The 19323-nt window shown below is 61.8% G+C and carries 17 protein-coding genes and 2 tRNA genes; 6 read left to right on the plus strand and 13 right to left on the minus strand.

Features of this window, described 5'->3' with window-relative positions; translation table 11 throughout:
* Window positions 1–126: 126 nt before the first annotated feature.
* The 4 genes from WMO44_RS11880 to WMO44_RS11895 all read right to left on the minus strand — a co-directional run bounded on the left by WMO44_RS11880 (window position 127) and on the right by WMO44_RS11895 (window position 3757).
* Window positions 127–603: a peptidylprolyl isomerase gene (locus WMO44_RS11880; RefSeq protein WP_316545795.1), complete on the minus strand. Its 477-nt coding sequence runs from the start codon at window positions 601–603 to the stop codon at window positions 127–129.
* A gap of 236 nt (window positions 604–839) precedes the next feature.
* A complete protein-coding gene (locus tag WMO44_RS11885; protein ID WP_349152715.1) occupies window positions 840–1637 on the minus strand; it encodes a TIGR03915 family putative DNA repair protein in 798 nt (265 codons plus the stop codon).
* A complete protein-coding gene (locus tag WMO44_RS11890) occupies window positions 1616–2974 on the minus strand; it encodes a putative DNA modification/repair radical SAM protein (protein WP_349152716.1) in 1359 nt (452 codons plus the stop codon). Before WMO44_RS11890 ends, WMO44_RS11885 begins: the two co-directional genes overlap by 22 nt.
* 150 nt (window positions 2975–3124) lie before the next feature.
* Entirely contained in the window at window positions 3125–3757 is a 633-nt protein-coding gene (locus WMO44_RS11895; RefSeq protein ID WP_097779075.1) for a LexA family protein, read from the minus strand.
* A gap of 231 nt (window positions 3758–3988) precedes the next feature.
* Here WMO44_RS11895 and WMO44_RS11900 point away from each other — a divergent pair.
* The 6 genes from WMO44_RS11900 (at window position 3989) to WMO44_RS11925 (ending at window position 9917) form a co-directional block, all read left to right on the plus strand.
* Window positions 3989–4076: transfer RNA gene (locus tag WMO44_RS11900), tRNA-Ser, on the plus strand.
* A gap of 34 nt (window positions 4077–4110) precedes the next feature.
* Window positions 4111–4204 (plus strand) — tRNA-Ser (locus tag WMO44_RS11905).
* A 788-nt stretch (window positions 4205–4992) separates the two neighbouring features.
* Entirely contained in the window at window positions 4993–6243 is a 1251-nt protein-coding gene (locus tag WMO44_RS11910) for a CobW family GTP-binding protein (RefSeq protein WP_349152717.1), read from the plus strand.
* A gap of 45 nt (window positions 6244–6288) precedes the next feature.
* A complete protein-coding gene (locus WMO44_RS11915) occupies window positions 6289–7251 on the plus strand; it encodes a TIGR03943 family putative permease subunit (RefSeq protein ID WP_349152718.1) in 963 nt (320 codons plus the stop codon).
* A 28-nt stretch (window positions 7252–7279) separates the two neighbouring features.
* Window positions 7280–7738 (plus strand): hypothetical protein, encoded by a 459-nt coding sequence (locus tag WMO44_RS11920; protein WP_349152719.1) that lies wholly within the window; start codon window positions 7280–7282, stop codon window positions 7736–7738.
* Between the two features lie 127 nt (window positions 7739–7865).
* Window positions 7866–9917: an AAA family ATPase gene (locus WMO44_RS11925; protein ID WP_349152720.1), complete on the plus strand. Its 2052-nt coding sequence runs from the start codon at window positions 7866–7868 to the stop codon at window positions 9915–9917.
* A 63-nt stretch (window positions 9918–9980) separates the two neighbouring features.
* On the opposite strand, the gene WMO44_RS11930 is transcribed toward WMO44_RS11925, so the two are convergent.
* The 9 genes from WMO44_RS11930 to WMO44_RS11970 all read right to left on the minus strand — a co-directional run bounded on the left by WMO44_RS11930 (window position 9981) and on the right by WMO44_RS11970 (window position 19191).
* Window positions 9981–10937: a helix-turn-helix transcriptional regulator gene (locus WMO44_RS11930; protein WP_349152721.1), complete on the minus strand. Its 957-nt coding sequence runs from the start codon at window positions 10935–10937 to the stop codon at window positions 9981–9983.
* Between the two features lie 22 nt (window positions 10938–10959).
* Entirely contained in the window at window positions 10960–11823 is an 864-nt protein-coding gene (locus WMO44_RS11935) for a prephenate dehydrogenase (protein WP_349152722.1), read from the minus strand.
* Window positions 11816–13090 (minus strand): 3-phosphoshikimate 1-carboxyvinyltransferase, encoded by a 1275-nt coding sequence (gene aroA / locus WMO44_RS11940; RefSeq protein ID WP_349152723.1) that lies wholly within the window; start codon window positions 13088–13090, stop codon window positions 11816–11818. The genes WMO44_RS11935 and aroA overlap by 8 nt, the downstream gene beginning before the upstream one ends.
* Window positions 13091–13182: 92 nt before the next feature.
* Window positions 13183–14199 carry a 3-deoxy-7-phosphoheptulonate synthase gene (aroF, locus tag WMO44_RS11945; protein WP_005921651.1) on the minus strand — a complete coding sequence of 339 codons (1017 nt, stop codon included), beginning with the start codon at window positions 14197–14199 and terminating at the stop codon, window positions 13183–13185.
* 26 nt (window positions 14200–14225) lie between these two features.
* Entirely contained in the window at window positions 14226–14690 is a 465-nt protein-coding gene (locus WMO44_RS11950; protein ID WP_015537199.1) for a type II 3-dehydroquinate dehydratase, read from the minus strand.
* Window positions 14671–15933, minus strand: coding sequence for a shikimate kinase (locus tag WMO44_RS11955; RefSeq protein ID WP_349152724.1), 1263 nt, complete (start codon window positions 15931–15933; stop codon window positions 14671–14673). Before WMO44_RS11955 ends, WMO44_RS11950 begins: the two co-directional genes overlap by 20 nt.
* A 1-nt stretch (window position 15934) precedes the next feature.
* Window positions 15935–17077, minus strand: coding sequence for a chorismate synthase (gene aroC / locus WMO44_RS11960; RefSeq protein WP_349152725.1), 1143 nt, complete (start codon window positions 17075–17077; stop codon window positions 15935–15937).
* 3 nt (window positions 17078–17080) lie between these two features.
* Window positions 17081–18124, minus strand: coding sequence for a 3-dehydroquinate synthase (gene aroB / locus WMO44_RS11965; protein WP_349152726.1), 1044 nt, complete (start codon window positions 18122–18124; stop codon window positions 17081–17083).
* Window positions 18121–19191, minus strand: coding sequence for a bifunctional chorismate mutase/prephenate dehydratase (locus WMO44_RS11970; protein ID WP_055186298.1), 1071 nt, complete (start codon window positions 19189–19191; stop codon window positions 18121–18123). Before WMO44_RS11970 ends, aroB begins: the two co-directional genes overlap by 4 nt.
* Between the last annotated feature and the right edge of the window lie 132 nt (window positions 19192–19323).

Consider the following 19323-nt stretch of genomic DNA (forward strand, 5'->3'; position numbering starts at 1 on the left):
GGGCACTGAAATAAAAATCAAATTCCTTGGAGCATGGCCAAAGCGCACGCGGCGGCCATTTCAAATCGTTTTTAGCAAAAAAATAGCGGAACACCCGCAGGGTGTTCCGCTATTTTGCATTTAAAATTAGCCCTCGATGAGCTCCACGGTCTTCATCTTGACCGGGGTGGTGGGCTTGTCGTTCCAGTCGGTGCGGACAGAAGCGATCTTATCCACAACGTCCATGCCGGCAACCACCTTGCCAAAGGCGGCGTACTGGCCGTCCAGATGAGGTGCATCCTTGTGCATGATGAAGAACTGGCTGCCTGCGCTGTTGGGGTTCATGCTGCGGGCCATGCTGATCACACCGCGGGTGTGCTTGAGGGGGTTGTTGACGCCGTTAGCGGCAAACTCACCCTTGATGTTCCAGCCCGGGCCGCCGGTGCCGGTGCCCAGCGGGCAGCCGCCCTGGATCATAAAACCGGGGATGACACGGTGGAAGGTCAGGCCGTTGTAAAAGCCTTCTTTGACCAGCTTTTTGAAATTCTCACAGGTGATGGGGGCAACTTCCTCGTTCAGCTCGATGTCGATGATGCCGCCGTCTTCCATAGTAATGCGAACCATAACGCTACAATACTCCTTTTGTGTTGACCCCGCAGCGGGGGTGTTGGTGGCAGAAATGACTGCCCGGATATCCCTTATAGTATACCATAGGTTTTGCCCGTTGCAACGATGCAGATGCAACGTTTTTGTGAATTATCTGCCCCAATAGGCTAAAAATACGCGCCGCAACCGGAGTTTGCGCTCTGGTTGGTGGACGCAACCGGGCTTTTGTGCTAGAATCGTGCCACAAAAAATAATTACAACTCCCCCTGCATCTCCACCATATCCGCCCAGAAGCGCTTGGGGCAATGGGTCATGCGGCCTTTTTCGTTGTGGCGCGCTTTGATCTCCAGCGTTTTGTAGAACTGCGTCCACAGCGCCTGAAACTGCTGCTCCCGCGCACTGGGCGGCGGCAGCTCCAAGGGCGCTGCCAACTCCAGCAGCCGGGTGCTGCGCCCCTCGTGCAGCAGCACCGCCTGATGGACGGCATCATAGATCATGAAATCCTCCTCCGGAAAGCGTCCGCAGAAGTGCGGGCGCAGCAGGGGGAGGATATAATTTTTGGGGTGGATGACCGCGCCCAGCATGCCATCGTGCTCCTCGAAACGCACAAAGCCCTGAAACTTGTCTACCTCCCAGTCCAGACTTTTTTTCATGGCGTAGAGGGGCGCGACCACCGGGTGCCCCTCCCGCTTGACCGTGCCCGGGCCCAGCGCAAAGGCCAGATGCAGAAAGCGGAGCAACAGCAGCTCCTTGTCCTCCTGCCCGGAGAGAAAATCCCGGCTGACGAGGTACTCGGTCTCTGCGCCCAGCTTTTTGCCAAAGCTGGCGAACACCCGCCGGGCAACGGCGGGGTCGGTGGCAATGTCCTTGACCGGGTAGAGGGTGGCAGTCTCCCGCTGGGGCGTCCACACCGCAAAGGGAAGTTCGTGCTGGGCAAAGCTTTCGTATACGCAGCACAGAAAGCCCTCAAAGCTGCCGTCGTACAGGTAGACCACGTCGGCATCGTGCAGCTTGCGCGCCCCCTTGGGGCTTACAGCGCCTTGGCAAGACATTGCACTGCCTCCTCCCGTACCATGCGGACAGCCGCCCGGGGCGGCACGCCCTGCCCGATGAGGTTGTCCACGGCAGGCGGGCTGAACAGGCTCAGCTGCTCGCAGCTGCCGCTGAATACGTTGGGGTCGATGAGCGCCCGGGTAATGAGCTCCCGCCCGGCACTGCCGCGCCCCGGGTGCGACCCGGAAAAGCCCCGGCAGGTGATGAAGTACTGCGCCCGCTTAAGCACCACACCCATGCGCTTGAGCTCGTCCAGCCCCAGCGCCGCCTGTTTGCGGGCGCGCCAGATGCGCCGGGCGCTTTTGGGGCCGATGCCCGGCACCCGCAGCAGCATCTCGAAGGGGGCGCGGTTCACGTCCACCGGGAACAGCCCGTAGTGCTGCACCGCCCAGTTGCATTTGGGGTCCAGATAGGGGTTGAAGTTGGGGTTGTCTTTATCTAAAATCTCGTCCGCCTCGAACTGGTAGAACCGCAGCAGCCAGTCTGCCTGATACAGCCGGTGCTCCCGCAGAAGGGGCGGCTTTGTGTCCAATGCGGGCAGGCGGGTGTCCTCGGCTACCGGAATGTAGGCGGAGTAGAACACCCGCTTCAGCCCGTATTTCTGGTACATCCCCTCGGTCAGTTTTAAGATGTGGTAGTCCGTCTCCGGCGAAGCACCTACGATCATCTGGGTGCTCTGCCCGGCGGGGGCGAATTTGGGCGCGTGGCGGTAGAGGGTAAGCTCCTCCCGGCTGGCAGCGCCGGACACCGCGATCTGCTTCATGGGGCGAAAGATGGAGTGCCGCCCCTTGTCCGGGGCCAGCAGGTTCAGGCTGCGCTCGCTGGGCAATTCCACGTTCACGCTCAGACGGTCGGCCAGATACCCCAGCTGCTGCAAAAGCTCCGGGCTTGTGCCCGGAATAGCCTTGGCGTGGATGTAGCCCCCAAAGCGGTATTCGCCCCGCAGCAGCCGCAGCACCGCCAGCATCCGCTCGGTGGTGTAGTCCGGGGTGCCCAGCACCGCGCTGGACAAAAACAGCCCCTCGATGTAGTTGCGGCGGTAGAACTCCATGGTCAGCTCTGCCAGCTCCCGGGGCGCAAAGGTGGCGCGGGGGATATCGTTGGAGCGGCGGTTGACGCAGTAGCCGCAGTCGAAGGAGCAGCAGTTGGTCATCAGCACCTTGAGCAGGCTGACGCAGCGGCCATCGGCGGTAAAGGCGTGGCAGCAGCCCGGCGCGTAGCAGCTGCCCATCGTGCCCGGGCGCGCGGTGCGGGACGCCCCACTGGAGGTGCAGGCAACGTCATATTTGGCGCTGTCGGCCAGAATGGTCAGCTTGTCCATCAGGGTCTGTTCCATGCAAAAAACACCTCCAAAGGGGATAAAACCGGGAAAAAGGGTCAAAAAATAAAGCCATGCGCAAAACAGCAGATGGCTTTATGAAAAACAGGGGGCGTCTGGCCGCGAACCCTCTCAGTCATCGCGTAGCGATGACTGAGAGGGTTCCGCTTACCACTTGGCCTTGGTCTCTACCACGCGGCCTGCAATGTGCAGGTGGTTCAGGTCCTCGCCCTTGATGACCATTTCATGATAGGCAGGGTTGAAGGGCTGCAGCACCACGCAGTTGCCGCGCTGGATATAGCGCTTCAGGGTGCCCTCGCCCTCGTCGCCGTAGATCAGCACGCCCAAGTCGCCGTTTTCCAGCGTGTCCTGCTTGTGCACCAGCGCAAGGTCGCCGTCCTGAATGCGGGGCTCCATGCTGTCACCGCGCACCACCAGATAAAAATAGTTGGCGGGGTCTTTCACCCGGGCGTACTCCTGCCCGTAGTCCTCCTCAAAGGCCAGTGCGCCGTAACCGGCCTTTACCGTGCCGATGACCGGGATCAGGCTCTCGGTATAGCTGCCGAAAAAGCGCTCCTCGGGGGCAGAAACATTGCTGACCGGGCGGTACAACCCCAGCAGATAGTCCGCCGTGGTGTTCAACAGCTCCGCAATGCGGGCCACGGTGGAGGGGTCGGGGGAGGACTTGCCGCTTTCCCACTTGCCGACAGCCTGCTGTGTGACCCCCAGTCTGGAGGCAAGCTCCGCTTGGCTGACGCCCTGCTTTTTGCGGCACTGCTTCAATAGCTCTGAAAACGACATGATGATGCTCCTTTTCCCGATGGGTGGTTTATGTTGGTTTTATTATACAACAAAAAGGTGTTTCTGTAAAGAGAAATTCCAAAAAAACTTCGAATAAAGGTTGTGATAAATGCGTCCGTTGTACAGCTGCCGTACAGAAAAAAGAAAAAATTTGCATAAGGGCTTGACAGAACGGCGTAAATCTGGTAAAGTAAGTAGGCATTCGACACGGCGTAACGCGAGTGTCCACAAGGAGAGATGTCCGAGTGGTTTAAGGAAGCAGTCTTGAAAACTGCCGTACGGCAACGTACCGTGGGTTCGAATCCCACTCTCTCCGCCATTTTTTATTGAATAAGTGTAATGCACTTTGCTCTGGAGTAGTACTCAAGAGGCCGAAGAGGCGCCCCTGCTAAGGGCGTAGGTCGTCTAAACAACGGCGCGAGGGTTCAAATCCCTCCTACTCCGCCAAGAAAATCCCTCGTAGTTTCGTGAAAACTGCGGGGGATTTTCCTTTTTTGTGACCCCTCCAGTCTCGCTCCGTTCGGCAGCTCCCCCAAGGAGGCGCCTGAACTCTCTCGGTCAAAACCTGACGGCTTTGCCAGCTCCCTCGGGGAGGGAGCGAACCCTCTCAGGCGCTCCCGCGCCAGCTCCCCCGAAGGGGGAGCCAAGCCGTAAGGTTCAGCACTTAAGCGTTAGGAGAAGTGAGAAGCTTTTCCTACGCGCTCGCTCCCCCGGGGGGAGCTGTCGCGCAGCGACTGAGGGGCTATAAATGGAGAAGCGAAAAAAGCGTTAAAGCGATAGCGCCGACTGGCGCAGCGCTAGCTTTTTTGTGCTTCGACTTCTTCTTTAGGATTGTTAAGGGCGTGCAGCCCTTGACCCGTTGCGGGGTGGGTGGAGTCCAGAGGTAGGGAGGGGGGAGTCGGAACACCCCTCCCTGCCTCTGGCCCAGCGGAGCGTCCCTGCACGCTTGCGGCAAGCAGGAGCTTTCCGGCTAAAGCGCAAAGTTTGCGGGTGCGCCAGAGGCTCCCTCCCAGAGGGAGCTGGCAAAACCGTCAGGTTTTGACTGAGGGAGTTCGTCCACGCCCCAAAACGCCGTCAATTTGCAAAAAAAGTTACAATTTTTTCTTGAAAAAAGCCGGTTTCCCATTGACAGCCTTGTTATAATAGAGGTGTAGTATTTTTATGGGTCAGCACTCTGCGGCCCTTTGCGCTAACAATTGCGAATATTGCGATAAAAAGAAAGAGGCATTTGGAACATGACTAAAATCGATATCTTCTCCGGCTTCCTTGGCGCCGGCAAAACCACTCTGATCAAAAAGCTGATCACCGAGGCCTTTGCAGGCCAGCAGGTGGTGCTGATCGAGAACGAGTTCGGCGAGATCGGCATTGACGGCGGCTTCCTGAAGGAAAGCGGCATCCAGATCAACGAGCTGAACGCAGGCTGCATCTGCTGCTCTCTGGTGGGCGATTTCCGCACCGCTCTGCAGCAGGTGGTGGAACAGTACCACCCCGACCGCATCGTCATCGAGCCGTCCGGCGTTGGCAAGCTGAGCGATGTGACCCGCGCCGTGGAGGGCGTGGCGGAGCATCTGGACGTGCAGTTGAACAGCTTTGTCACCGTGGCCGATGTGAACAAGGTCAAGATGTATATGAAGAACTTCGGCGAGTTCTACGATGACCAGATCAGCCACGCAAGCTGCATCCTGCTCAGCCGCACCCAGACCGCCAGCGAGGAAAAGATCGCCGCTGCCGTGGCAATGCTGCGGGAAAAGAACCCCACTGCCACTATCGTGACCACCGCATGGGATCACCTGACCGGTGAGCAGATCCTGAAGGCCATGTCCACCAAGGACGACTTCAAGGCCGAGCTGATCGCCATGGCTGCAAAGGCCAACGAAGAGCACGCCCACGAGGACGACGAAGAAGAGCACGAGCATCACCATCATCACGACGATGAGAACGGTGTGTGCAGCTGCGGCCATCATCACGACCATGACGATGATGATGACGAGGATGAGCACGAGCATCATCACCACGACCACGATGAGCACGATCATGATGACCATTGCTGCTGCGGTCACCACCACGATCATGATGAAGATGATGACGAGCACGAGCATCATCACCATGACCATGACGAGCATGACCACGATCATGATCACGAGGAGCACGAGCATCACCATGACCATGACGGTCATTGCTGCTGCGGTCATCATCATCACGACCACCACGCCGATGAAGTGTTCACCAGCTGGGGCGTGGAGACGGCCCGCAAGTTCACCAAGGCCGAGGTGGAGCACGCCCTCACCGAGCTGGATACCGGCAATTACGGCATGATCCTGCGCAGCAAGGGCATCGTGGACGGCGGCGCAGACGGCTGGCTGGAGTTCGACTATGTGCCCGGCGAGTGGGAAGTGCGCAGCCGCAGCGCAGACGTGGGCGGCAAGCTGGTGGTCATCGGCTCCAAGCTGAACGAGACCGCCATCGCCCAGCTGTTCGGCTGCTGAGAACCCCTTCCGGCAGAAATCATTGAGAGAAGGAGCAACCATTTTATGGCAAAAGAGATCCCGGTCTACCTGTTTGTGGGCTTTCTGGAAAGCGGCAAGACCAAGTTTATTCAGGAGACCTTTGAAGACCCCAATTTCGACTCCGGCGACAAGACCCTGCTGCTGATCTGCGAGGAGGGCGAAGAGGAGTACAACGAGAAGAAGTTCGCCTTTCCCGGCGTGACCGTGAAGGTGCTGGAGGATAAGTCCGAGCTGAACCCCCAGAACCTTGCAAAGCTGGGCAAGGAAGCAGACGCAGGCCGCGTGGTCATCGAGTACAACGGCATGTGGCTGCTGCAGGATTTAGCGGATGCCCTGCCCGAGAACTGGCTGGTGTACCAGTGCATCGCCACCGCCGACGGCACCACCGCCCTGACCTACGCCCGCGACAACTCCATGCGCAGCCTGATGCTGGACAAGATCGCCCGCAGTGAGCTGATCGTGTTCAACCGCGCCGAAGCCGTGAACAACGATGACGCCCGGCAGGAGCTGCACAAGCTGGTGCGGCAGGCCTCCCGCAAGTGCGATATCGCCTACGAGTTCAAGGACGGCAGCGTAGCCTACGACGATATCCCCGACCCGCTGCCCTTTGATATCAACGCCGACCCCATCGACATCCCGGATGACGATTTCGGCATCTGGTACATGGACTGTCAGGACGAGCCCCAGAAGTACACCGGCAAGACGGTGCGCTTTCTGGCACAGGTCTGCCAGACCAACCGCGCCGGCAAAAACAGCTTTGTGCCCGGCCGCTTTGCTATGACCTGCTGCGTGCAGGATATCCAGTTCGTGGGCTTCCCCTGCAGCTACGATGGCTACAAGGCGCTGGAACAGCGCGCATGGGTGCGGGTGACCGCAAAGGTGGGCTACAAGTTCCACAACATCTACCGGTGCAAAGGCCCGGTGCTGACCGCCGTGTCGGTAGAGCCTGCCGAAAAGCCTTTGGAAGAGGTCGTAACGTTCTCTTAACGTTTTTTTATAATAAGGAGGTTCTGGTATGAAAACTCTGTTCCGTATTCTTGGCACGGCTGCTGCCGTGGTCGTCACCGGCGCTGCCATCGTGGTGCTGGACAAGATCCTGAACCAGAAAGACCCGCTCCATGTGGAGGAGGTCGAGTTCCCGGAGGAAGCTGAAAAGGACGCCGAGGAGGCCGAAAAGACCGCCGAAGCCTACGAAGAGGCCGAGGCCAAGGAAGAAGCAAAGGCTGCCGATGCCGCCGCAGAAGCTGCCGAGGAAGCCGCACCGGAAGCACCCGCCCCTGCTGAGAACGCACCCCAGACCCAGCCGGAGACCGCCGAAGAGCGCCCGGTGTACGACCCCGAAGCCCCGAACGCTAACCCCGTGGAGGCCGGCCCCGCCGTTGCCCCCAGGGACGAAAACGGCAAGATCGACGCCACCAAGATCGCCGATGCCAACGATTTCGGCGACTGGGAAGAGCAGGGCTGCAAGGGCTGAGAAAACAGCATGATCCCCGCATAGGCGCGGATATCAGCTCCCCCGAAAGGGGGAGCTTTTTTGTGCTTGCAAAATGCCGCGCAGTTCACTATACTGGAAGAAAAACACCGATGGAGGGGGCAGCACCATGGCATACACCGATGATTGGGAAAGCTTGATGAACGGCGTGTTCGGCGCGGGCGGCAAACTGAAGTTCGGCGGCGCGCAGCCGCAGCCGGAAAAGCCGCAGCCCGAAAAACCGGCGGGCAGCGGCCTGCCGGACCTGAACGCGGCGCTGCTGGAACAGCAAAAGCAGCTGGACGAATTACTGAAGCAGCAGAACGCCCGGCTGAAAGCGCAGGATGCCGGGGTGCAGACGGCACTGGAGGACAGCCGCCGGATGCTGCGGGACATGGAAGCGGACGGCCTGCTGGCCAAGGGCACGGCAGACACAAAGCCGGAGCAGCTGGGCAGCTTTGAAGGCCTTGCCGCCGAGGTGAAAAAGACCGTCCTCGGTCAGGACGCCTTTGTGGACAGCGTGGTGCGGGCCATGCGCCGTCCCTTTGTGCTGGGCACCGAGGGCGCAGCCGCCCGCAATGTGATCCTGCTGTGGGGTGCACCGGGCACGGGACGGCACTTTGCACTGGCCGAGACCGCCCGCATCATGGCGGCGCGGGGGCTTTTGCTGAGCGACCGGATGGCGGTGATGGACTTGACGCTCTACCCCGACCCCGGCGCGGAAAAGCTGTTTTTGCAGGACCTATACGCCGCCCTGCACGCCCCGGGCGAGATCGTGGTGTTTGAGCATTACGAGAGCTGCCACCCCGGCTTTTTGCGCATCCTCTCCGACCTTGCGGTCAAGGGCAGCGCGCCCTTGTCCAGCCGGTATCTGGTGAACAAAGAGGGCATTCTGGTGGAAGCCGGTACAGCGCTTGCGCCCGGCGCAGTGAGCCGCATCGACCCCTGCGGCAAGTACCTGATCTTCTTCTCCCGCAAGGGACGGGAGGCGCTGGCAGATAAGTTTGGCGCGTCCTTTGTGGCGGCGGTAGGGGATGTGTGCCAGACCGCCCCCTTTACCCCGGAAGCACTGGCGGCGCTGGCGGCGCAGCAGTTGAACGCGCTGGCACAGCGGGTGCACAGCCGTCTGGGCCTGACCCTCACCGCCGGGGCAGAGGTGCGGGACTATGTGGCGGCGCAGTGCTCCAAGGAAAAGGGCGCAGAGGGGCTGGCAGACTGCTGCGAGCGCATTTTCCGCGCCCTGAGCGAGTATTGCTTACAGACCGATGCAAAACTGTCCGGCACGGTGGCGCTGACCGCCGCGCCCGAAGGGCTGCAATTTGCGCTGAACGGTGCCGCCCCGGCAGACCTGTTCAGCCTGCTTCCGGCGGCCTACACCGGCGCAGTGGAGCAGATCCGCGCCGAGCTGGATGCGCTGGTGGGGCTTGCCCCGGTCAAGGAGTATGTGTTCGGTCTGGCAGACAATTTACAGGTGCAGCAGCGCCGCGCAGCGGCGGGCTTCAAGACCGCAAGCCTGTCCATGCACATGATCTTTACCGGCAACCCCGGCACCGGCAAGACCACCATTGCCCGGCTGGTGGCAAAGTACCTCAAGGCCATCGGTGCGCTCAAAGGCGGGCAGCTGGTGGAGGTGACCCGCGCCGACTTAGTGGGGCGCTACACCGGCCACACTGCCCCGCTGACCAACAGCGTCATCGAGAGCGCACTGGGCGGTGTGCTGTTCATTGACGAGGCGTACAGCCTGTACCGCGGCCAGCAGGACAGCTTTGGGCTGGAAGCCATTGACACCCTTGTAAAGGGCATGGAGGATCACCGGGACGAGCTGGTGGTCATCCTTGCGGGCTACACCAAGGAGATGGAGGTATTCCTCACCGCCAACAGCGGCCTTGCCAGCCGCTTCCCCAACAAGATCGAATTCCCGGACTACACCGCAGACGAGCTGCTGGACATCACCGCCGTGCTGGCAAAGGGCAAGGGCTACCGCCTTGCCGAGGGCTGCACCTTCCCGCTGCTGGGCTACTATAAGCGCCGTCAGGCGCTGGACAGCCGCACCGCCGGCAACGGCCGTCTGGCGCGCAACACGCTGGAAAAGGCCATCTTCAACCAGAGCCGCCGCCTTATCGCCGAGCCCGCCGCACCCCTTGACCTCATCCAGCCCAGCGATCTGGAATTTGAGGAATAAGGAAAAATTATTATGAAAAAGGGTTCCGGAAACGCCCGCAGGCGTTTCCGAAACCCTTTTTATTTATTCATGCTGCTCCGCAAGGCTCTGCACCATCTCGTGCAGCTGGGTGCGGACGGCAGCGGGGGCGGTGACCTCTACCTTGCCGCCAAAGCCGCACACCCAGCCGAAAAACTGCTGGCTGACACAGATGGGTACGTCAAAGTGGAAGTAGCCATCCTCCTCCGGGCAGAACACCGGTTCGCGGCCAAAGCGCTCCCGCATGACCGGCTCAAGGTCGGAAGCGCACCGCAGGGTGACCCGGTACTCGGTGCCGCCGAACATATTGAAGTGCTTGCGCAGATAGGCGGGCAGGTCGAAAGTGCGGAAGAACTCCTTGCCCCGGCGCGGCTCGTCCAGCACCAGCACCCCGGCCATCCGGTCCACCCGGTAGTGGCGCACCGGGGGTGCTTTTTCGTCCTGATAGGCGATCAGGTAATAGCAGCCGTTTTCCCACGCCAGCTGCCACGGGCTTACAGTGCGCACGGCGCTGCTGCCCTTGTAGCGGAACTGCACCAGACACCCCCGGTTGATGGCAGTGTGCAGGGCGTCGATGCTGTACAAAAGGGTCTGGCTGTCGGTCTTGGGACGGCCGTCCACATAGACCTGACGCTGCAATTGGGTGCCCTCGTAGTCGGAGCAGAGGGCTTCCAGCTTGTGGATGATGCGCTTGCTGGTGCGCGCCGAGATGACACTGCTGGACTGTACCGCATCCACCAGCAGCTTCAGCTCCGAAAGCTCGAATGCACGGCTGGCCATCCAGTACCCGCCGCCGCGCCCCCGTTGCAGCTGGATGTCGTAGCCCAGACTGCGCAGGGTGTCAATGTCGCTGTAAATGCTCTTGCGCTCGGCCAGAATGCCCTGATTTTCCAGCAGCTGCACCAGCTGGGGCACGTTCAGGCGGTGGTTCTCGTCGGTGCGCTGCTCAAGGATGCGCAGCAGCGTTACCAGCTTGGATTTCTGTCCTTCCTGCTTGGGCATGGGGCAATACCTCCGTCACGGTTTATTCCGGCAGCTTTTTGTCAAAGGCGGCGCGGCGCTGGGTGGAAAGGCGGAACATCTGTTCCAGCTTGTCCCGGTCGTCCGCTACAAGGGCGGCGCGCATCTCCTGCAGGGCAGAATCGAACTGGTCGATCTCGCTGATCAGGTTCTGCTTGTTCCACAAAAACAGTTCTGCCCACATTTTGTCGTTGATGCGTGCAATGCGGGTCAGGTCGCGGAAGGAGTCGCCGGTGTATTCGCACAGCGAGGAGTTGTCGTTGGCGCACATCAGGCTTACGGCAATGGCGTGGCACAGCTGGCTGACATAGCCGATCATCCGGTCGTGCTCCTGCACGGTCAGGGTGCAGATGTGCTTGAAGCCCAGCACCTGGGCAAGCTCCCTAGCCCACTGGATGCCCGCAGGGGTGTTTTTCTCGGTGGGGGTGATGATGAAGTTTGCCGGGGCAAAATTCACCTCGGCAGCGTGCTCCACGCTGGAGGTCTCGCGGCCTGCCATGGGGTGGCTGGCAATGAACTCCACCCCCGCCGGGCACAGCGCCTGCACCGGCTCCACAAGGCCGGTCTTGACGCCGGAAACATCCGTAAAGATGCACCCGGGCTTGAGCAGGGAACCGTAGGTACGGAACCAGTCCAGCAGCGCGGTGGGGTACAGGCCAAAGATGATATGGTCGGCCTGCCGGACAAGGTCCTCAAAATCGTGGGTCTTGCCGCCGGCGATATAGCCGTGCTCCAGCGCGTACTGCAAGTGTCCCTCGCTGCGGTTGATGCCGTCCACATGGAAGCCGGCGCGGGTCAGCTCCAGCGCGTACTTGCCGCCCAGCAGACCCAGACCCACTACGAGATAACGTTTTGTTTTATCAAGCATCTTCTACCTCCACGCCAAGCGGCGCTGCATCTGCAAAAAAGCCGGGCCAGCTCTTCTGGATGGCTTCGGCATCGTCCAAGGTCAGGGGCAGCCCGGCGGCGGCAGCCAGCACCGCAAGGCTCATGACAACCCGGTGGTCGTTGTGGCCGTGCAGGGGCGCGGCGGGGGCGTGCAGACGCTCCGCACAGCCGTGCACCGTGATGGTGCCGCCGTCGCTTTCCAGTACACCGCCGCAGGCGCGCAGCTCGGCCTCCATAGCCGCGATGCGGTCGCTCTCTTTCAGGCGCAGCCGCTGGGCGTTGCGGATGACGGTGGTGCCCTTGCACAGCAGTCCCAGCACCATCAGCACGGGGCCAAGGTCGGGGCAGTCCGCAAGGTCGATGTCCACCCCATGCAAGGGAGCTTTTGCAAAGGTGACGCTGTCGCCTTTGCGGGTGAACACCGCGCCGCACCGGCGCAGGATGTCCAGAATGGCAGCATCGCCCTGCAGGGTGTCCGGCGCAAGGCCGGTGATGGTCACCCCGCCGCATACCGCACCCAGCACCGCCGGGAAAGCGGCCTGACTGTAATCGCCCTCCACGTTGTAGTCGCAGGGGTGGTACTGCTGCCCGCCGGGCAGCAGCAGGGTGGTTTCGTCCAGCCAGCGGCTGTGCACCCCAAAGGCGGCCTGTACGGCGCGGGTCATGTCGATGTAGCTGCGGCTCTCCACGGGGGGGATAAGGTGCAGCTGGCTGTCCCCGGGCAGCAGCGGCAGCGCGAACAGCAGCCCGCTGATGAACTGGCTGGACACGTTGCCCGCCAGCCGGTAGTTCCCGGGGGTCAGTGCGCCCTCCACGGTCAGCCCGGCGGAGGACTGCTCAAACCGTAGATTCTGCTCACAATATAACGTTTCGTATACGGATTGCGGGCGCTCCATCAGCCGTCCGCGTCCGGTAAAGGTGACCGGCTGGCCGGTCAGGCTGGCGATGGGGATCAAAAATCGCAGGGTGCTGCCGCTTTCGCAGCAGTCCACCGGGGCGGTCAGGGGCAGAAAATGCCCCAGCCCCTGCACAGTAGCATCGTCCGCGCCGGTGTCCACGGCGGCGCACAGCTGTGCGGCAGCGGACAGGGTGGCAGAGATGTCCTTGCTGAATTCCAGATGGGTGATATGGGAGCGTCCCACGGCCAGCGCGGCGCACAGCACGGCGCGGTGCGCCATGCTTTTGCTGGGCGGCGCGGCGATCACGCCCCCGATGCCGCGGGGGGCAGGTCTGATGGTTACTAGCATAGCGGTGTTATCCTTTTGCAATTTCCCCCGGACGGCGCTTCAGGCGTCCCCTTGGGGGAGCTGGCGCGCCAGCGCCTGAGGGGGTAAACGGTTTACATCTCCCGGCCGATGGCCCAAGCCACCTGACGGCACTTTGCCATGGCCTGTGCAAAGGCGTCCGGGGTCAGGCACTGTGCGCCGTCGCTCCATGCGTGCTGGGGGTCATAGTGCACCTCTACCTCCAGACCGTCCGCACCGGCGGCCACAGCGGCGATCATCATCGGTTCTACCAGATTGGCCTTGCCGGTGGCGTGGCTGGGGTCTACCACGATGGGCAGATGGGTCTTTTCGTGGATGATGGGCACAGCGGAAAGATCCAGCGTGTTGCGGGTGTATTTTTCAAAGGTGCGGATGCCGCGCTCGCAGAAGATGACCTGCTCGTTGCCGCCTGCCATGATGTACTCGGCGCTCATGATCCACTCCTCGATGGTGTTGCACAGGCCGCGCTTGAGCAGCACGGGCTTGTGCATCTTGCCCACGGCCTTGAGCAGCTGGAAGTTCTGCATATTGCGTGCGCCGATCTGCACCACGTCCACATACTCCTCAAACTCCGGGATGCGGTCCTCGCTCATCAGCTCGGAAACGATGGGCAGACCGGTGGCTTCGCGTGCCTTTACCATATCCAGAATGCCCTCGGTCTCCAGACCCTGAAAGGCGTAGGGAGAGGTGCGGGGCTTGTAGGCACCGCCGCGGAACAGCGCTGCGCCGCCCGCCTTGACCCCCTGCGCGATGCGCAGAGCCTGCTCGGCGTTCTCGATGCTGCAGGGGCCCGCCATGACGGCGATCTTTTCCTTGCTGCCGATCTTCACGCCGCCGCAGTCGATGACCGAGTCTGCGGGGTGGAACAGGCGGTTTGCGCGCTTATAGGGCGCAGACACGCGGGTAACGTTGTCGATCCACGGGTTTGCCAGCACGTCCCGCTCGTCGATCTTGGTGGTGTCACCCACCAGACCGAACACGTTGTAGTCCTTGCCGGTGATCAGGGTCACGTCCAGACCCTGCTTTTCGAATTTGTCAACGATCTTTTCCAGCTCCTCTTTGGGAGCGCCTTTTTTGGTGGAGATGATCATGGGAGGTCGTTCCTTTCCTGTTTATTTTACATCACGATATGCGCCTTAGAGGAGCCGTCGGTGCGCAGCAGCTGCGCCAGCCAGATGCAGGCGTGCAGGTAGCCCTGCGGGCCTTCGCCGATAAAATGTCCCTGACAGCCAAAGGACACCACGTCTGTTTTGCGGAAGGGCTCGCGCTCGTCCGGGGCGTCCAGCATCACCTCTACGGCGGGCACGCTGCACAGCCGCAGTGCGTCCAGAATGGCCACGCTGTAATGGGCGTAGCCGCCCGGGTTCAGCACGATGCCATCTACCCGCCCGGGGGCAGACTGGATCTCGTCGATCAGATCGCCCTCGTGGTTGGACTGGCAGATATCCGTCTCGATGCCAAGCTGGTCGCAGCCCGCCTGCACATAGTCCATCAGGCCGGTGTAATCCACTTCGCCCGGCACGCCGGGTTCGGACCAGCGCGCCAGATTGATGTTTGGCCCGTTAAGAATCAAAAATTTCATCCAGTGCCTCCTGTGCAGCCGCCAGCGTCTCGGCCAGCGTGCCGGTGTTGGGAACCACCGCGTCTGCGGCGGCAAGGTACAGCGGGCGGCGCTGGGCTTCCATGGTGCGCAGCGCCTCGGCGCTGGAGGAAAGCGGACGGCCGCCGCCCACAGCCAGCGCTTCCACCGGCCGGTCGATGAACAGCACCACGCCGTTCTGGCGCAGGGCGCGGACATTCTCTGCCCGCTTCACCGCGCCGCCGCCGCAGGAGAGCACAAGCCCTTTTTCCTTGCCGAAACGGGCGATCTGCGCGGCTTCCTTTGCCCGGAAGCCCTCTTCGCCCTCGGCGGCAAAGATATCCGGGATGCTGCGTCCGTCTGCCTTGACGATCTCCTCGTCCAGATCCACAAGGGGTCTGCCCAGCTGCTTTGCCAGCAGGCGGCCGAGGGTGGATTTGCCGCAGGAGGGCATTCCCACAAGGGCGATGTTCAGCGTCTCGCGGCGCAGCGCGGCGGTGATGCGCCGCACCTCGCCCGGGGCGTCCTCGAACTTGCGGCCAAGGAAGTATTCGGCGGCGTACACCGCCTGTGCCACCAGCATCTCCAGCCCGCCTACGGCCACCGGCACACCGGCGTCCTCGGCGCGGAGAATGAGTTCAGTCTTGTTGGGGTTATATACCACGTCCACCACGGCTTCCAGCCCGGGCATGGCGGCGACGTCCAGACTGCACACGCCCACGTTGGGGTACATCCCGGCGGGGGTGGTGTTGAACACCACCTGTGCACCGCTGCGCACGGCTTCGGCGTAGCTCAGCTCGCCCTTTTCCGGGTCGGGGGTGCGGCTGACCGTCAGCACTTTGGCTGCGCCCTTATCCAGCGCCACCGCGCGGGTGGTGTTGTGGGTGCCGCCGGTGCCCAAGATGAGTACCGTCTTGCCCGCAAGCTCCACGCCGTGGGCTTCGCACAGGTGGGCAAAGCCCAGATAATCGGTGTTGTAGCCGTAGAGCAGGCCGTTTTTATTCACCACCGTATTCACCGCACCGATGGCGCGGGCGCGGGGGTCGATGAAGGAGCAGTACTCCATCACCAGCTTTTTATAGGGGATGGTCACGTTGATGGCCTTGAACTGCCGCCGCTGCAAAAAGGCGCGGGCGTCTGCCTCGGTGGGCAGGGGGCACAGCTCGTAGCTGTACCCGCAGAGCAGTTCATGGATGGTCTTGGAGTAGGAGTGTCCCAGCTTGCCGCCGATCAGTCCGTATTCCATCTCAGTCCTCCTTCCGGTAGCCGGTGGGGTCGGTCATCCACCGGGCACCGTACCGGGCGGTGAGCAGATCGCCCACCGCAAGGGCGGCAGCGCAGGTCTGCACAATAGCAGCCCGGGGCACGATGCAGGGGTCGTGCCGTCCCTGAATGGACAGCTGTGCGTCCTTTTTGGCGATGTAGTCCACCGTATTCTGCTGCTTGTAGATGCTGGGGGTGGGCTTGACGGCGGTGCGGAACACCACCGGCATACCGTTGGCGATGCCGCCGTTGATGCCCGCGTTGTGGTTGGTGGCGGTGACCACCGCGCCCTCTGCCGTCATGCGGAAGGCGTCGTTCGCTTCCGAGCCGCGCAGCCCGGCAAAGCCGAAGCCGGTGCCGAACTCGATGCCCTTGACCGCCGGGATGGAAAACGCCAGATGAGCGATCTCGCTTTCCACGCTGTCAAAGTAAGGCTCGCCGATGCCGGCGGGCAGACCAAGGATGGCAGTTTCCAGTACGCCGCCCACGCTGTCGCCCTCAGCACCGGCGGCGCGGATGGCGGCTTTCATGGGCTCTTCCACGGCGGCATCCAGCACCGCAAAGCCCTCGGTCTTACTGGTAAGCGTCCCCACCTGTGCCGCAAGGGCGGCGGGGTCGTCCAGCGCAAAGGGCGTATCTGCAAGATCAGCGCACCGGGCGATGTGTGTGGTGATATCAATGCCCGCCCGCTGCAATGCGGCCAGCACGATGCTGCCGCCCGCTACGAGGGCGGCGGTCACCCGGCCGGAAAAATGCCCGCCGCCCCGGGCATCCTGAAAGCCGTGGTACTTGGCGTAGGCGGTAAAGTCCGCGTGGCCGGGGCGCAGAAGGTCGGCGGTCTTGGCGTAGTCGCCGCTGCGGGTGTTCTGATTTTCGATCATCAGGGCAATGGCGGTGCCGGTGGTGTGGCCGTTTACCACACCGGAAAGCAGCTGCACCGCATCTGCCTCCACCCGGGGGGTGGAAAGGCCGTCGCCCCGGGCGCGGCGCTTATCCATGCAGGCGGCGAGAAAACTCTCGTCCACCGGCACACCGGCGGCCATGCCGTCCAGCACAGCGCCCACGGCGTGGCCATGGCTCTCGCCGAAGATGGTCAGCGAAAGGTCGCTGCCAAAGGTATTTTTCATGGGTCAGTCCTCCATGCCCAGCAGCGGGCGCAGCCCCTCCACAGGGATGGTCTCGGCGCGCCAGCAGCCAAGGCCGGGCACTTTGATGATGGTGATCTGCCCGTCCTGCGCTTTTTTGTCGTGCAGCATCTCGGCCAGCACCTTTTCCTTATTGTAGGCGGTGCGGGTGGGCAGGCCTAAGCGGCGGTACACGCCGCGCACCCGCTTTTGCAGGGCTTTGGATTCGATCATGGGCAGCATACCCAGCGCCACGCACTCGCCGTGGAACAGGCCGGTGGTGCGGCGTCCCTTGATGCCCTTCACGGCTTCGATGCCGTGACCGATGGTGTGGCCGAAGTTCAGCGCCTTGCGCATACCCTGCTCGGTCTCGTCCTGCTCCACGATGCTCTTTTTAAAGCGCAGGCTGCGGCAGATGATCTCGCCGATGCGGTCGTCCACGTCCTCTTTTTCAAAGATGGAGAACAGCTCTGGGTCGGCCAGCAGACCGGCCTTGACCGCCTCGGCCAGACCGTTGATGAAGTGGCGGCGGGGCAGGGTGGACAGGGTGTCCGGGTCCACGATGACCAGCTTGGGCTGCCAGAAGGCACCCACGATGTTCTTGGTGTCGCCCAGGTCCACGGCGGTCTTGCCGCCGATGGAGGAATCGATCATGGAAAGGGTGGTGGTGGGGCAGTTGATAAAGTCGATGCCGCGCATATAGATGGAAGCGGCAAACCCGGCAAGGTCGCCCACCACGCCGCCGCCCACGGCTACCACAAGGTCGCCCCGGCCCATGCCGAAGTCCAGCATCTGCCGCAGCACGGTCTCCAGAATTTTAAAACTCTTGCTGGCCTCGCCCTGCGGCACGGTGATGATGATGGCGTCCTTGCACTGGTCGGCTACCATCTGGGCGTACTGTGCGGGCACACCGTTGTCGGTGACCACCGCCACCCGGCGGTCCAGCCGGGCGAACTGATACAGGTTTTCCAGCGAGCCGCGCTTGACGATGATGTCGTAGCTGCGCTCGCCCAAGTTCATGGTCAGCTTGGTTCCGATAAAATCACTCATTTTGTATACACTCCTAACAGCCGCACCGTCCGGCAGGTGCGGTCAAGCTCGCGCAGCAGCGCGGCGGTCTCGCCGGCGGCGGCATCGCCCACCAGCTCTACATAAAAATAATATTCAAAGGGGACGTGCGGCATGGGGCGGCTCTTGATGGACTCCATATTGAAGCCGCTGGCACCGATGACCTGAATCACCTCCGCCAGCTTGCCGGGCTTGTTGTCCACCGTGAACAGCAGGGAGAACCGGTTGCCCGCCGTGGGCTTTTCGCGGCTGAGCACGATGAACCGGGTGGTATTGTCGCCGTCGGTGTTGATGTTGGGCACCAGAATTTCCAGCCCGTACAGGGCGGCAGTCTCGGCGCTGGCAATGGCGGCCTTTGTCGGGTCTTTGCTTTCGGCCACGAACTTTGCGGCCATGGCGGTGTTGGCCATGGCGGTGGCGGGCAGACGGAACTGTTTTAAAAAGGTCTCGCTCTGGGCGATCGCCTGCTGGTGGCTGTACACCGTGCGCAGCTGGGAAAGCTGGGTGCCCGGCAGCACCAGAAGGTTCTGGGAGATGGGCAGGTCGTACACGTCCACCACCCACAGCTCCGGGTGGTTATAGCACAGGTCCAGCACGGCGGAAACGTCCCCGGCGTGGCTGTTTTCAAAGGGCACTACGCCGTGGGCAGCTTCGCCGGAGGCCACGGCTTCGAACACCTCGTCCCACGTGGAATAGCTCACGGCTTCGGCGTGGGGGAACAGCGCCTTGAGGGCGATGTGGGCAAACGCACCCTCCACCCCCTGATAGGCAGCGCGGTTGCGCCCCAGCACAGCGGCTTCGTACTGCTTGGCAAGATCCATCATGTGCTGGACATGGTCTTTATAGTAAGGGCGCAGCGCAGGCTGCTGAATGCGGGCTGCGGCCTTTTCCAGCACGGCGGCCTCCCGGGCGGCATCGTAGATGGGCAGACCGTGCGCCCGCTTATATTCGGCTACCTGCAAAACAGCAGCCATCCGGCGCTCGAACAGCGCAGCCAGCTGCGCATCCACCGTGTCGATCTCGGCACGGGCTTGTTCCAGTGCGTCCATGGGGGTCACATCCTTTTTGGTCGGTTTTTGCGGGGATACCTAGTAAGTATACCATAACCGGGACAGAGAAACAACAAACCGCCCTCCATTTGAGGGTGGAGAAAATTTCAAATCAGCCATGGGTAAAAAGAC

This window comes from Faecalibacterium tardum (assembly GCF_040096515.1).
Lineage (GTDB): Bacteria > Bacillota > Clostridia > Oscillospirales > Ruminococcaceae > Faecalibacterium > Faecalibacterium tardum.

Coding starts and splice junctions, on each gene's coding strand:
- WMO44_RS11880 (WP_316545795.1), bottom strand. CDS start 603: ATGGTTCGCATTACTATGGAAGACGGCGGCATCATCGACATCGAGCTG.
- WMO44_RS11885 (WP_349152715.1), bottom strand. CDS start 1,637: ATGTCTTGCCAAGGCGCTGTAAGCCCCAAGGGGGCGCGCAAGCTGCAC.
- WMO44_RS11890 (WP_349152716.1), bottom strand. CDS start 2,974: ATGGAACAGACCCTGATGGACAAGCTGACCATTCTGGCCGACAGCGCC.
- WMO44_RS11895 (WP_097779075.1), bottom strand. CDS start 3,757: ATGTCGTTTTCAGAGCTATTGAAGCAGTGCCGCAAAAAGCAGGGCGTC.
- WMO44_RS11910 (WP_349152717.1), top strand. CDS start 4,993: ATGACTAAAATCGATATCTTCTCCGGCTTCCTTGGCGCCGGCAAAACC.
- WMO44_RS11915 (WP_349152718.1), top strand. CDS start 6,289: ATGGCAAAAGAGATCCCGGTCTACCTGTTTGTGGGCTTTCTGGAAAGC.
- WMO44_RS11920 (WP_349152719.1), top strand. CDS start 7,280: ATGAAAACTCTGTTCCGTATTCTTGGCACGGCTGCTGCCGTGGTCGTC.
- WMO44_RS11925 (WP_349152720.1), top strand. CDS start 7,866: ATGGCATACACCGATGATTGGGAAAGCTTGATGAACGGCGTGTTCGGC.
- WMO44_RS11930 (WP_349152721.1), bottom strand. CDS start 10,937: ATGCCCAAGCAGGAAGGACAGAAATCCAAGCTGGTAACGCTGCTGCGC.
- WMO44_RS11935 (WP_349152722.1), bottom strand. CDS start 11,823: ATGCTTGATAAAACAAAACGTTATCTCGTAGTGGGTCTGGGTCTGCTG.
- aroA (WP_349152723.1), bottom strand. CDS start 13,090: ATGCTAGTAACCATCAGACCTGCCCCCCGCGGCATCGGGGGCGTGATC.
- aroF (WP_005921651.1), bottom strand. CDS start 14,199: ATGATCATCTCCACCAAAAAAGGCGCTCCCAAAGAGGAGCTGGAAAAG.
- WMO44_RS11950 (WP_015537199.1), bottom strand. CDS start 14,690: ATGAAATTTTTGATTCTTAACGGGCCAAACATCAATCTGGCGCGCTGG.
- WMO44_RS11955 (WP_349152724.1), bottom strand. CDS start 15,933: ATGGAATACGGACTGATCGGCGGCAAGCTGGGACACTCCTACTCCAAG.
- aroC (WP_349152725.1), bottom strand. CDS start 17,077: ATGAAAAATACCTTTGGCAGCGACCTTTCGCTGACCATCTTCGGCGAG.
- aroB (WP_349152726.1), bottom strand. CDS start 18,124: ATGAGTGATTTTATCGGAACCAAGCTGACCATGAACTTGGGCGAGCGC.
- WMO44_RS11970 (WP_055186298.1), bottom strand. CDS start 19,191: ATGGACGCACTGGAACAAGCCCGTGCCGAGATCGACACGGTGGATGCG.